The 13375-nt window shown below is 42.4% G+C and carries 10 protein-coding genes; all 10 read left to right on the top strand.

What is annotated here, in order from left to right; genetic code table 11:
* Positions 1 to 221: 221 nt before the first annotated feature.
* The 10 genes from J8Z24_RS09655 (at position 222) to J8Z24_RS09610 (ending at position 13374) form a co-directional block, all read left to right on the top strand.
* Positions 222 to 1262 (top strand): hypothetical protein, encoded by a 1041-nt coding sequence (locus J8Z24_RS09655; protein ID WP_252094594.1) that lies wholly within the window; start codon positions 222 to 224, stop codon positions 1260 to 1262.
* A 474-nt stretch (positions 1263 to 1736) separates the two neighbouring features.
* A complete protein-coding gene (locus J8Z24_RS09650) occupies positions 1737 to 2759 on the top strand; it encodes an ATP-grasp domain-containing protein (protein ID WP_252094593.1) in 1023 nt (340 codons plus the stop codon).
* On the top strand, positions 2749 to 4068 hold the full coding sequence (locus tag J8Z24_RS09645; protein ID WP_252094592.1) for a glutamate ligase domain-containing protein: 1320 nt from the start codon (positions 2749 to 2751) through the stop codon (positions 4066 to 4068). Before J8Z24_RS09650 ends, J8Z24_RS09645 begins: the two co-directional genes overlap by 11 nt.
* 14 nt (positions 4069 to 4082) lie before the next feature.
* Positions 4083 to 4748: a hypothetical protein gene (locus tag J8Z24_RS09640; protein WP_252094591.1), complete on the top strand. Its 666-nt coding sequence runs from the start codon at positions 4083 to 4085 to the stop codon at positions 4746 to 4748.
* A 759-nt stretch (positions 4749 to 5507) separates the two neighbouring features.
* Positions 5508 to 7247, top strand: a complete 1740-nt coding sequence (locus J8Z24_RS09635) for a hypothetical protein (protein WP_252094590.1) — start codon at positions 5508 to 5510, stop codon at positions 7245 to 7247.
* Positions 7244 to 7843, top strand: coding sequence for an RAMP superfamily CRISPR-associated protein (locus J8Z24_RS09630; protein ID WP_125252504.1), 600 nt, complete (start codon positions 7244 to 7246; stop codon positions 7841 to 7843). The genes J8Z24_RS09635 and J8Z24_RS09630 overlap by 4 nt, the downstream gene beginning before the upstream one ends.
* Positions 7843 to 9402: a hypothetical protein gene (locus J8Z24_RS09625; protein ID WP_252094589.1), complete on the top strand. Its 1560-nt coding sequence runs from the start codon at positions 7843 to 7845 to the stop codon at positions 9400 to 9402. Before J8Z24_RS09630 ends, J8Z24_RS09625 begins: the two co-directional genes overlap by 1 nt.
* Positions 9402 to 10796 carry an RAMP superfamily CRISPR-associated protein gene (locus tag J8Z24_RS09620; protein ID WP_252094588.1) on the top strand — a complete coding sequence of 465 codons (1395 nt, stop codon included), beginning with the start codon at positions 9402 to 9404 and terminating at the stop codon, positions 10794 to 10796. The genes J8Z24_RS09625 and J8Z24_RS09620 overlap by 1 nt, the downstream gene beginning before the upstream one ends.
* Positions 10793 to 11251 carry a hypothetical protein gene (locus J8Z24_RS09615; protein WP_252094587.1) on the top strand — a complete coding sequence of 153 codons (459 nt, stop codon included), beginning with the start codon at positions 10793 to 10795 and terminating at the stop codon, positions 11249 to 11251. The genes J8Z24_RS09620 and J8Z24_RS09615 overlap by 4 nt, the downstream gene beginning before the upstream one ends.
* Positions 11251 to 13374 carry a TIGR03986 family type III CRISPR-associated RAMP protein gene (locus J8Z24_RS09610; RefSeq protein WP_252094586.1) on the top strand — a complete coding sequence of 708 codons (2124 nt, stop codon included), beginning with the start codon at positions 11251 to 11253 and terminating at the stop codon, positions 13372 to 13374. The genes J8Z24_RS09615 and J8Z24_RS09610 overlap by 1 nt, the downstream gene beginning before the upstream one ends.
* Position 13375: the final 1 nt, after the last annotated feature.

Genomic DNA, 13375 nt, shown 5'->3' with positions numbered 1-13375 from the left:
ATTTAACGCAGTATACAGTTTGTTTGATTAATTACTCACCGTTTTGGAAGGAAGAAGCTTTGTGGATACTAGCATGAGGTATTGAGCAACGGTGCCTGCTTAATCGTAAAAAGCCTAAGCCGTGCTTTTACATACTGACTTTTAACATTACTAATTGCTCAGTAAGTGTGCTTAAATAACAGCAACCTACGATCAAAGCCAAGATTTAATAAAAACTAAAAATGAACAGCTTATATCTCTGCATTAGCCTAGGCGATAGGCCTTTGGACTTTACATCAATTGCTGGGCGCATCATGACTGCTTCAGAGTCTGACTTTCCAAGCTATGTAACAATGGGGTTTAGACAGACGCTCTATAACGTGTTTTCGTCTATTTGCTTGCCAATATTTGATGTAGAGCAACCAATTCAATTTCTTGAACAAACCGCTACGCTTCATAATATACAGTTGTTTAAAACCAAAACGGACTTTATGTCGAGTAAAGAAAACAGCTTTGTGTGTATCAACTTGAGTGTTAACAATCATACTATTGAAAAGCTGAAGTCTAGCGCAAAAGGAGACAGGCTTGGAAAAAGTGTTATTAAGGCGCTCGCGCCGCTTGATTGCGGTGATGTGTTACAGCACTGTGCAGTGCAACAAAGTGATAGCTTTATCGGTATAAATTGGTATTTAGAGCGTGTTGAACACCTTGAAGAGGTGCCGCTTAAAACCTGTAAAACCACGCTGGTTGCATTTTATATGACAGCATGGCTGATGTTACAGCGGATCAACCGAGTGCAAACATCGATGGAGCTTCGACCAAAAAGAACCGGAGAAAAGCACCATTTTACCAAATCAATATTAGATACTCGGATCAAGCTGTTAAACATTGAGCGATTTATTTTTACCAAAAATAGAACCAAAAATGCAGTTGTAAAAGCATTCTGTGATGACTTAGTAAGTGATGAAGAGTTTTTACTAAAAGAAAAACTAGACGATGCCAAACAGTTGCACCAATCTTTTGAGCAACATTTAGAAAACTACACCAGCCTTGAACAAGTTATCAATTCTGAGAAGACTAACGGTTTATTGCTACTGTTGAGTGCCGGTTCGATATCCTTGACCCTGTTTTCGGCGTCGTTTGTTAGTGTGCAAGAAAACACCCTGATCTTTAACTTATCTAAATTGCTTTCATTACCGATTTTAGGTTCGCTAGGGATCTCCTTGTTAGTTTTAGTTTTTATTTACCTAAAACATAAGGCTGATAGATTAGTGCTGGACTAAGTATGAGAGAATAACATGTTGGTTTAATACTTGCTCAAACGAGCGTTATTCCCAAATAGGGCGTAATTATCATAACAATTAGCACCAAATAATTTGGGTATTGTTGGCGGTTGAGAATAACGATGAAAGCTCGACAAACCATATACTTTCTAATACAGTGACGGCTCAAAATGACCTGTGATTGAACCTTGTTATGCGCATGCTTTACAAGGCAACAATTGCGATTACGCTATCAAATTTTATACTAATTTGCTCAAATAAAAGCGCTATTCTGAAGTGAGAGAAAATCTTGTCGATAATACCGTTACTGTATTGTGCTTACACCAAGGTACTGACATCTATATGGGTAACACAAACATTTTACGGCTTAGGTGTGCGACATAAGCACTTTTTAACGAAGGTAGCGCCAGAGCAGATCCTTCAAACTGCGCAAACATTAACGCAAATTAGCCTTACACGCTCGAATAAAACAATATGAACCAAGCAGCCAAATTTAAAACTCCGCACCAGATCCAGTCATTAAAAAAAGCGTGCGACAGCTTAGGAATACCATACCAAAACCTAGACTCATTCTCTGAGCAAATTTTAAAAGTGAGCTACAAGAATAAAGCGTTTATATTTGGCGCTGGTAATATTTGTTCGTTTCCTATCAATTCGGCAACGTCCACCTTTTTAGCCAAAGATAAATCGCACACCGTCAATGTACTAAGGGCAAGCGGCTTTAATGTCCCTGAAGGTGATTACTTCTTTTTGCAAAGTGCATTTGCCATGTACCGAGGCGCAGGCAAAGAAAAGCAAGACGCGCTTTGTTATGCCAAACGTCAAGGTTACCCGCTATTTATTAAACCTAATGACGGCTCAAGAGGCGCGTTTATCGAAAAGCTCTACAACGACCAAGATCTGCAAAATTACATTGACAAAAATCAGCAAAAACTGAGCTGTGTCAGGATAGAAAAGCCTCTGCAAGGCCATGAATATCGGCTATTTGTGGTAGACGGAAAAATCTGGTTTGGTTATAAACGTCGCCCGCCATTTATTACGTTTGATGGCGTACAAACGGTTTCGGCGCATTTACAAGCGCTTATGCAAACACAAGCGCAGTATGGCCATAGCTCATTAAGTTTGGACAGCTCATATATTAGAGAATATTTATCGGCTAATCAGTTAACCTTGCAATCTATTCCAGCAAAAGGGGTAACATTTAACTTTTCACCAGCAATGAATATTGCACTCGGCGGTGAAGTGGTGGATTATTCAGAGTGTTTTAGTGATGAATTGAACGCATTTACCGACAAAATCTTTAAGCTATTCAATCTGCGTGTTTTTGGTTTAGATGTTTACAGTCAAGCCGATGATATAAATCAGGCAGAGGCGTTAACAATTTTAGAAATAAATGGCAATCCGAGCTTGGAGTCAGCAGAAAAGCATTCAACGACCGATATAGTCACAAGACTGTGGGCGTTTATCATTGAAGAGATTTTTAACCATGACAGATAAAACGCAGTTTTTAGCACTGACAAAATCGTTTGCTAAGTTTGGCTCTGGGATCTGTTTAGCACGGTTGCAACTTGCTATTGAGCACTTGTCACTTGACGCATATATTGAGACCACCAAGAAGTTAGTGATCACCGGAACGAACGGCAAAGGCTCGGTGGCCAAGCTCACCAATCAAATCTTGTGCGGTGCAGGCAAGTCAACAGGCTTATTCACCTCGCCACACTTTTTAGAATTTAACGAACGGTTTACAGTAAATGGTGAGCTTGTTGACTATGCAGAGTTAAATCACGCTGCGCAAAATATTGTGCCAACCCTTAACAAAATAACAGCGACCTTAAATGAAGAATTTGGGGTATTTGAATTTTTATATTTAGTTGCATTAACTGTGTTTAAGCACAAAAAAGTTGAGCTAATTATCATGGAAGCGGGAATAGGTGGGCGATACGACCCAATCCGCTTACTCAAATCACGTTTTGCAATACTCACGTCAGTTGATCTTGAGCACTGTGACATTCTTGGTAACACCAAAGAGCTGATCGCCTTTGATAAAATCGACGGCTGTGAGCACGGTGGTAAGTTGGTGGTGGGGAATATCGACGAGCACCTCAAAAGTAAAGTACGCGCGTATGCAAAGTTAAGAGACATACAATGCTACTTTAATAACGACATTCAGCTTAATAAGCAAGCAAGCGCTTTTAATCAGTATCAAGTGACATTAGATGATAATGCACCCTTTAGTATCACGCCCAAGACGTTTGGTAAGTTTGCACAAGAAAATATAAAAACCGCTATTTTGATGTCAGAAGTCTTTTCAAAAGACGTGGGATTTACTATCTCAGCTGAGCAATATAGCGACGCAATCAACCGGTTTACAAATGATGGCCGGTTAAGCTTGGTATGTGATGTGCCGAAAATTTTTGTAGACAGTGCCCATACCGATGAGTCTTTTAACATGTTATTTGACTCAATAAAACAAGACTTCCCGCAAGCGCGTATTGTGGTGCTAGCGGGGATCTCAAAAGGGCGCGATCAGACGGTATTGACTGCAAGAATAGCTGAGGTGGCAGAGCACTGTATTGTGAGTAAAGCCAGTTTTAAAGGCGCAGAACCCGCACTCTTACAAAGTAAACTCAAAAACCATGGGCTAGCAGCATCGCAATCAGACGATCTAAAACAAGCCGTGATGGAAGCCAAAGCATACGCGCAAGCTCATGATGCCATAGTGTTTGTTTGTGGCGGTTTATTTTTTGCCGGAGAAGTCTCAGCTATTCTGCTTAATAAGTCAAACGAAGATATTTATTTATATTAATTGGAAGTAAGCTAATGACTACTATTACCGAAGCGCGTTATTTTGATCAGGGTATATTTACGCACTTTATTCAACCACAATATAAAAACTTTTGTGGGATCTGTTCATTAATCGCTGTAGTTAATACTTTGTTTGATGACGAATTTACTCAAGACTCCTTTCATCAACAATTTAATGCTGGGTTCTATACCAAACGTAAAGTCTCGGGCTTCGCCGACCCAGCAACTGAAAATATGGCGTTAGTAGACCCAAAAGGCATGAGTAACTTTGACATTATTCGTTTGTTTAACAGTGTGTGTAAAACCAACAAGGTGGCACCATTTAGCGCCTTGTTAACTGGCGATATGCTGGCGCAGATTGCTGTTTCAGATATTGCTAACTGGGTCACACAAAAAGAAAACTTCATCATTTATCACTGTGTTGATCATTACAAAGCCATAGCAGGGTACACTGCGAGCCAAACCGGACATTACTGGATAATGGCTGACTCAAAACGCCATGGCGACATCGCACCCATTCAAAGCTTATCTCACCAAGCGGTAACGGCATTGGCAAACACCTCACAAAAGTATGGCTTTATTTTACTTTCAACAAAACCCATCGACTTTTTAGCCTCAGAGTCTAACAACAGTGCCGTATTCCCGGTTGAATCAAAAAGTGCCATCACCGCTTGCCAGTGAATAACTCTATACTTCAACGCCCATATTGGGCGAAAACTATTTCGTTACTGTAAAGCTAAAGGGCAGTGATGCTTGATGGAACTCAGCTACAGGGACGTATTACAGCTCAGACTCCCATGGTTACGATAGGCGTAAAATCTGAATAGTCTCAATCCCCTATGTGTGCGGGGTGTGACTTGATTTAAAAAGAGCGCTATACGCAGCTATAGTGTCTCAATCCCCTATGTATGCGGGGTGTGACCTATTTGATCCAGATAAAATTACACAACAAATAAGTCTCAATCCCCTATGTATGCGGGGTGTGACGGTCAGCGTTAAAACGTCCATTGTTAAAGAGCTGTACAGCGGTTTTCCGCTAGATGTGTCGACTGTACTGTGATTTTTGCCACTTTTCTACTCGCTTATTAAAAACATTTAATTACCATAAGGTTAGTAATCGCTAGTTGAATGGGGATTAATGAGTACCAAGGGCTAGCGATAACAGGTAGTTTGGGAGGTACCTATGTATAAAATAAGATTAAAGCGAAACGTGTAGCCGACAGGGTATCCTGTTGATATTGCAACCCCCATATTGAAAACATTTTTTAATGAAACTTGATCAAAGACATACTCACTCATCACTACGTTAATTTTATAATAATATTACTTCACAAATTTGTGAGTTGTATACATTATGGGTGTTTACCTTGCTCGCTGCTTACTATCGCTACACCTAATATAGGGTGTTGGTCAATTTTTTGATATTTTCGGAAGGAGTCTATGACTTATTGCTATCTATTTGAGGCAAAATCAATCCAAAGCTATTTGTTTAAAACAGGTAAGCTCAAAGACGTGATTGCCGCTAGTGAACGGCTAGATATGCTGGTTGATGATAACAACAGCGTCTTGGCGGAAGTGCTTGAACAGCTGGGATACAGCCATAATTTAGCTGATAAAAATGCAGAAGGTGAGATACAGTTTTTACGCTGTAAAGGCGCTGCATTTTCAGCATATAGTAAAGATAAAGCACCGCTCCAAGCATTACGAAACCTGTGGACGCTTACCGTATTGCAGCTTTTTCCCGGCTTGGCATTTTGTGATGCGTTGGAAGGTGGAATGGATAAAGCGACCAACGAAGGAGCGCAATCGCTGCAAAGTGTTGTCAAGTTGGCGCAACAACGACTAGCAGCCGATCACAATCAAGCTAAAGTGACTTTACCCCTAGCCCCTGCGATTGCAAACATAAGCCAGCGAACTGGTAACGCGCAAGTACCAACAAGTAAACTTGCTAGTTTTGCGCCACAAGAGGAGGTGGAGTCTGAACGCCTCGACCTAGATACAGATCTGCATCGCCAAGCCTACCAGGTTATGAACCTCAAAGACCAAGGTGCCTTACAAAGTAAATACTCGCCAAATGACCAGACCTACAGCTACCCTACAAACTTTGAAAAGTCTAACAGTGACAACATAGATCAAAGTTTTGATTTTAGTACCGAGCAAAACGCGTACAAGGGCAAGCAAAACGACGAGCGAAAAGACATCGCATTGGTACACATAGACGGAAATGGGTTAGGCATCATTTTGCTCAAGCTCAATAAAGCATTGAGTACAGTTGATGAAAAGATATATGCCAATGCTTATCGTAGCTTCTCAGAAGGACTGGCAAGTGCCACGAAAAAAGCAGCGCAGGCTGCAACTCAGATAGTGGTAGATTATGGACAGACGGATAACACCTTGGCTATGCGCCCACTGGTGCTAGGCGGTGATGACGTGACTTTGTTGATCCGCGCCGACTTGGCACTACCTTGGAGTAAGCAGTTCTGTCGTGTTTTTCAGCAAGCCTCGCAAGAAGTGCTCACAAACATTTTCGCTGTTATCAAGGAACATGGTGATGCTGATGTTACAAAAGACATGAAAGGCTACTTGTCTGCCAGTGGTGGCGTGTTATTCCAAAAAGCAAATCATCCTTTTACAAACAGTCATCATGTAGTTGAAGGGCTGTGTGCTAACGCTAAACGCCTAACTAAGCAAATTGACGACAATGTTGGCCCTGCCGCGCTGTCATTTTTGCGCTTGTCTAACACAGCAACTCAACACGTGGAAGAAGTGATAAAACAAAATGTAGCGGTCACTGTTGATAAACTCGGGACGCTAACACTGGCCTTGCCCGCCTATTTAATTGACAGTGACGAACAATACCCGTGCTTGCAGGATTTATATGACTTGTTTGAAGTATGCCTAAATAAGGACACACCAATGACCATGAGTAAATGGCGACAAGTCTTAACTCATTTGTCTTTAGGCAATATGGATGAAGCAAACCGCATTTACGAGCGAGCGAAAACACTGAAAAAAGAAGGAAAGGCAGCGCTCGAGGAGGCATTTTACATGCTCAGTAAATCGCAAAATGACACTGCGTGGTATTGGCAGCAAGGTGATGAGTGGATTTCACCACTAAAGGATTTAATGGTACTTGAGCGCTTTTATTTTAAGCCAGATGAAGCAGCGGAGGCACAATGAGCCAGTTCATTATAACATTGGATATTCAAAGCTATTGGCACATTGGTAGTGGTGAAACAGGCAGTTATGCCGATGCCCTAGCTCTGAAAAATGCAGCAGGTTTACCCTATGTACCGGGAAAAAGCATAAAAGGGTTGTATAAAGAAGCGTTTGAAAGAGCGGTAACTGCTAAGTGGTTTGACGGCAACATTATAAATTTGCTGTTTGGAGATGAAGGTGCTCAGCAGCAAGGCATATTACAATTTACAAGTGCAACGCTTTCTTCTGCCGAGACTTGTTATTTTACCAGTGAGTCAGGAAGTAACGCCAAAAAGTTACTATTTAGGGTGATCCACGCAACTAAAATTGGGGCAAGCGGAGTGGCTGAAGACGGCAGTTTTAGAGCGCTAGAGGTGGCAGTGCCTATGGCGCTGAGCGCCGGGGTGAACTTAAATACCAACCACCCGAATTATCAGCAAGTGCTTCCTCTATTAGGCGGCGATGTTACACAAGCTCTAGATAGGGTGGGGCGACTTATTTTTGCGCTCGGCGCTAAGCGGCAGCGAGGTTATGGAGAGGTGAAGATCGGCATTACGGCCAAAGAGGAGGCAGCATAATGCGGATATATTATCAAATTACCACTCAAGACCCTGTGATCGTCAGCCAGTCTAACGCAACAACAAATAACCATAATACCTGCGACTTTATTCCCGGCAGCGCCATCTTAGGGGCACTGGCCGCGAAGTTATACCCTGAACTTGCAGATCAACAAGACACAAGCTGGGCGATATTTCATTCCGGTGCTGTACAGTTTAGCCCTTGCTATCCATTAGTTGGAGATGAAGTCGCATTACCCATTCCGGCATCTTGGCATATTGAAAAAGGTAGACCTATCTTTGAACACGCCAAGCTAAACCAACAAACCGTGAATATCCCAAGCGTGTTGTATGCCCGTGAAGAAACGCAATATAAACAATTGCGCAGTGGTTTTATCACCAGCAATGGGGATGAAGCGCAAGTAAATATGGGGCAAGTGACTAAAACTGCAATTAACAATGAAAGTGGCACCGTGGAGCTTGGGCAGTTATATAGCTATAGCTACATCGAGCAGGGGCAAACATTTGTTGGGTGGATTGAAACGCCTGCTAGTTACCAGTCGCTTATCGAAGACGCGCTTTGTAAAGTAACCCGCATTGGGCGCGCTAAAAACACTGAGTTTGGTCGGGTCACTGTTACACCGATTACCGGGAAAGTAGCACACCCACAAGCACTGCGCTCTCAATTGGTGCTTTGGTGTATGGCAGATTGTGAATTTTTAGATGAATTTGGCAATAGCTGTTTGTCGCCAAGCGGCAAAATGATTGACCCTTTGCTTGATGGCATAACGCTTAATATCGACCAAAGCTATATTCGCAGTCACACAATGGCAAGGTTCAATCAAAAACGCCAAAGCTTTGATAGCCAATCACAAGTGATAAGCAAAGGGAGTGTCTTGGTATTTGAGTTAAATGGCCATACCCCAACTCAAGCCACACTCAATAAGATTGCAACTAGCGGCCTTGGCATTAATAAGCAATTTGGACAAGGTTGGGTGATGGTTAATCCCAGTTGGTATCAAACCAAGCAACTAAATTTGAGTAGCTTGTATTCTCCTTTATTGGTAGCGCCTGTGAAGCCGAAAAAGTTAGTAGATGATCACATGCTTGCAGAATCTACCTTGCTTAAGTGGGTAACTGAGCAGCAAGCTGCGGAGCAATCAAAGGCGAACGCAAAAGAAGCCACACTAGAGTTATTGCAAGTAGTGGCAAAAGCCTACGAGAGTGCACGTGGCTTTAATAGTATGGGTAAACACCTGCAAGTGGGGCCTACATTAACTCAGTGGAATAAGGTTGGTGAACTAGTCAAGGCTGATATAGGAGACTGGAAAGCGCAAGCATTTGAGGGTGAGCACTGTATTTGTAAAGCCAAAAATGACGAGTTTGGCTGGGGGATAGAGTGGCAAGGAGATACAGGGTATACCAATTTTGCTGACACAATGAGTGCCGTGCTTGCCCACCACTCAACGGCGGTGATGAGGCTGTTTTTAGAGCAGCTTTGTCAATATGATCCGTCTACCTTTGATGGCTTAAAACGCTTTAAAGCTTATCTCAGTACCCAATCGCAAGGAGGTAATTAATGATAGGGTTAACATTGGCGCGTATCGTAATAGAAACCCAAACCCCACTGGCTATTCATTCTGGTTTGCGAGAGGACGGTTTTGACACTCAGTTAGCTCGTGATGCAAATGGCCTGCCTTACATTCCGGGTACCAGTATTGCTGGAGTTTGGTTACATCTGGCAAAGCAACACTTACAATCCAAAGTAAACACCGATGAATGGTTTGGTTCAATCAAGCAACGGTCATTATTGAAAATCTCTAATGGTGTATTAATTGACAGCAAAGGTAAGCTGGTAAAAGGGTTGATCCTACCCTCAAAAATTAAAGATGACACACTACTTAACCGGCTTGCGCAAGCAAGTCCACATCACCGTGAACGTGTGGCAATTAACGATAGGGGCGTTGCTGAAGGCAAAGCAAAGTATGACCAAATTTTATTGCCCAAAGGGATCCGCTTTTGTGTTGATATTCGTGTTGAGAGCCAGCAATTAAATACTGATGAATGGCAACAACTTTTGTCCTTGTGGCACAGTCGCTTATTTGCACTTGGGGCAGATACACGTAATGGGTTAGGTCAAATCAAAGTCATCGGTGTACAACAAACACATATTGATCTGAGTGACTTAAGTGGAACTCACCCTACGGACAAAATCAGTGACTTTTTTGCAAGTCCACTCCCCACGACTCATACACTGAGCCAACAAGAAACCCCTTTAATAGAATTACAACTCGAAGTAGATGGATATTGGCGCTTTGGCCGTGGAGCCACGCCTTTGAATCAAAGCGATCACGATGCCGCGATGCTCAGCTATAGTGAACCTAGTGTCACTTGGCAAAATGGCACTCCAAGTTGGCAAGTGCCAAAGCCCGTACTGTGTGGTAGTGCGATAAAAGGGATTTTGGCGCATCGTACCGCATTTCATTATAACCGTATTACCGCGCGCTTTGCTGAAACACTTGCAGATGCAACACACCAACAGTGGCAAGCAAGGCCAAACAAGTTAGCTGATTTATTTGGCACTATTGAAGATGACCAAGAGTCGTTGAAAAAAGACTCGCCACCAAAGGCTGGCCGATTAATCGTAGAAGACAGTCCAATAGAGTATAAGCCGGAGCAGGTAGCAGTGCGGTATCACAATAGCATTGACCGCTTTACAGGTGGAGTACGCCGAGGGGCTTTATTCAGTGAAGAGCTGCTCTACGAACCAACAATAACAATACGGATTTGGTTACTAGGTGATGAACAGGTAGACCACAAGTTGCTGCAAGCGTTTGAAGCGACAATCAATGACTTAACCAATGGCTTATTGTCCCTCGGTGCCGGCGCAGGACGCGGAACTAGTCTTATCAAACCAAGTGGTGGATTTGCCAAAGGAACGTTAGCCCATTTAAGTTTGGAGTCAGGTCAATGAGTATCGAAACCTATAACAAGTTAAAAGAAAACCCTCAATCCATTATCCAACCGTTGCTGCCCACGCTCATCGCGGCCAAGTTACAGCATGAACAAAGTACCAAAAGTGTAGACGCAGTAATTGAAACGGTTAACTCAATGGACGCGACGTTTGGTTGGGCGATGTATCGTGATGAGATTATCAAAACTACAGTACTGACGGGCCGCCGTGACCTCATTGAGGGAGAGTGGTCAAACGGGACAAAAACCATCAAAGTCAAACTACTTGGTGAGCACCAATACTCGTTTGTTTGTATGGAAGCTACAACAGAAAAAACGCAGCAGCAAGCATACAAAAAGCAAACCTTAATCACCCGATATGGCCCCGCCACATACTTTATTTGGTATCAACTCATTGATGAACGCTGGCACCCAATGGCACAGCAATTTATCGGTTTTAGTGAGGAGCAAGCGTAATGAGCCATGTACATGCACCATACCATTTTGTACCGCTATCAAAATGGGTTTACATGCCTGAATGGGCGCAATTAGTTAGTCACGATGTTCCTTTTCAAGATGGTCTTAGCGGCAGTATTGAGTATACATTAACCAATAAAACCCCACTGTGTGTGGGGAGTCAGCATCATCAGCAAGAAAATCAGCCAACGAAAGTCTTGTGGCATAGAAACCCGCATGGACAGTTTGTGATCCCTGGTACATCCCTAAAAGGTGCTATCAGAAATACTCTAGAAATATCGAGTTTTAGCAAGTTTAAGTCAATAGATGATCAGCGTCTTTCCTATCGTACGATATCTTCTGGTAGCGAATATTTAAAGGAGGTGTCTAATAGTGCAAAAGTTGAAGCCGGTTGGATAAAATATTGCAATAAATCATCAGTTTGGCAGTTGAGCCTGTGCAATTTTGCTAAAGTGAAGCACACTGATCTCAAACCTTATTGTCGGGTAAATATTCGAAATGAAATGTCAGCTGTTGAAAAATATCAAGCGTTACCTATTACTACAGACATTGAGTTTGATACCAACACACTAAAGCGTAGCAAAGATGGCACCCACACAATTAAACATGTTGGCCAAGGTGGAACTAAGGGAAGCATGGTGTTTTGTAACAACCGAGTAGTTGATGAACTTAAAGGTAAGCCGGAATATTATGAGTTTAGCTATTGCTTTTATGGCAAGTCACAAAAGGTTGTATCTGGTGCCCACATAAACACCCTCGTGGATGGCTGTTTGAGCAGTCATAATGAAAAGCAAGTACAATTCTTAAAAATGAACCCACACCCTGAAAAGGGGATCCCTGTCTTTGTATTAATAGATAAAAAAAACCAGAACATAAAAGCGCTAGGCTTAGCAAAGCTACCACGGATGATGTACAAGCACAGTTTTTCGGAGCTGGTGGATCGTAAACAAAAAGACGCAAGTAAAGCGCTTATTTTCGATATGGCAGAGTGCATTTTTGGTACGCTGAGAGAAGAAGGGTTGAGTTTAAAAAGTCGTGTGAGCTTTACAGATGCAATTTGCCAAAAGAAACTTACACCAACCTGTACAAAAGTGATTTTAGGTTCACCTAAACCTAGTTTTTTGGCGGCCTATTTAGAACAGCCGCTCAAGGATAATTATGTTGACTATAACAGTCACAATGCAGAGCTGGCGGGTTGGAAGCGATACAAGTCGTTAAACAAATTTGAAAGCAATTACAATCAGAAAGAGCATGACAACGATAGAGTACTCAGTGAAATAGAACTATTACCAAGTGATACTCAGTTTAATGGCAGAGTGGTGTTTCATAATCTAAAACCTGAAGAGCTTGGCGCGATATTATGGTCGTTAACCTACGGAGAAAAATCACAGTGCTTACATCAAATAGGTCACGGAAAAAGCTTAGGTGCTGGAGCCTGTGCCATTGAGGTGGAAGCGCTGAGCTGTAACGGTGAAGCTCGTATGCCAACAGAGTTTATAGAAAGATACGTGCAGACAATGGAGCGAGCTTACCCCAGCGAGCACCATACGTGGAGTGATAGCCCCCAATTAAGGCATCTCATTGCTCTGGCAAATCCTGCTACACATGAGCATACAATCAATACATATATAGACTTCAATTCAGGTGATTATAAAAAGATACAAAATGGCAAATTGTCGATGCCTCAACTTGAAGTCGCAGGAAAGTCACTGCCTCGAAAAGAGCCAGAAGAAATCACAACGACAACAGCAGCAAACTTTGCTAAAGGGCGGCTCGCGGCCTTAATTACTGATGAAATTAGAGAGACCCTCTGGTACAAGATGCACAGCGAAGAGGCCGAAAAACGTCAAGAGCGAGCATCACTTGATGCGATGCCAGACGATGTAAGAGAAATTGCAACGCTGAAATTGCGATTTGAGCGCACAGAGAAATTAGCGCGACAACACCTTCATGTAGAGGTTGTCGTTTTGTGCCATAAGGCACTAGAAAAACAACTATCTCCACAAGCAATACGTGAGCTGATTGACTTAATTAGCGATGAGACTGTTGATTTTCAAAATGTAGGTAAAAAGAAAAAAAAGGACAGAGAGCGCTTAATAAAAAGCGTTAAGGAGCTAATGTAAT

The sequence above is a fragment of the Pseudoalteromonas sp. SCSIO 43201 genome, assembly GCF_023716725.1.
GTDB classification, from domain to species: Bacteria; Pseudomonadota; Gammaproteobacteria; order Enterobacterales; family Alteromonadaceae; genus Pseudoalteromonas; species Pseudoalteromonas peptidolytica.
The sequence above is the reverse complement of the archived record's forward strand: the minus strand, read 5'-3'. Positions and strand labels throughout refer to the sequence as shown.

Coding starts and splice junctions, on each gene's coding strand:
- J8Z24_RS09640 (WP_252094591.1), top strand. CDS start 4,083: ATGACTACTATTACCGAAGCGCGTTATTTTGATCAGGGTATATTTACG.
- J8Z24_RS09630 (WP_125252504.1), top strand. CDS start 7,244: ATGAGCCAGTTCATTATAACATTGGATATTCAAAGCTATTGGCACATT.
- J8Z24_RS09645 (WP_252094592.1), top strand. CDS start 2,749: ATGACAGATAAAACGCAGTTTTTAGCACTGACAAAATCGTTTGCTAAG.
- J8Z24_RS09635 (WP_252094590.1), top strand. CDS start 5,508: ATGACTTATTGCTATCTATTTGAGGCAAAATCAATCCAAAGCTATTTG.
- J8Z24_RS09650 (WP_252094593.1), top strand. CDS start 1,737: ATGAACCAAGCAGCCAAATTTAAAACTCCGCACCAGATCCAGTCATTA.
- J8Z24_RS09610 (WP_252094586.1), top strand. CDS start 11,251: ATGAGCCATGTACATGCACCATACCATTTTGTACCGCTATCAAAATGG.
- J8Z24_RS09625 (WP_252094589.1), top strand. CDS start 7,843: ATGCGGATATATTATCAAATTACCACTCAAGACCCTGTGATCGTCAGC.
- J8Z24_RS09615 (WP_252094587.1), top strand. CDS start 10,793: ATGAGTATCGAAACCTATAACAAGTTAAAAGAAAACCCTCAATCCATT.
- J8Z24_RS09620 (WP_252094588.1), top strand. CDS start 9,402: ATGATAGGGTTAACATTGGCGCGTATCGTAATAGAAACCCAAACCCCA.
- J8Z24_RS09655 (WP_252094594.1), top strand. CDS start 222: ATGAACAGCTTATATCTCTGCATTAGCCTAGGCGATAGGCCTTTGGAC.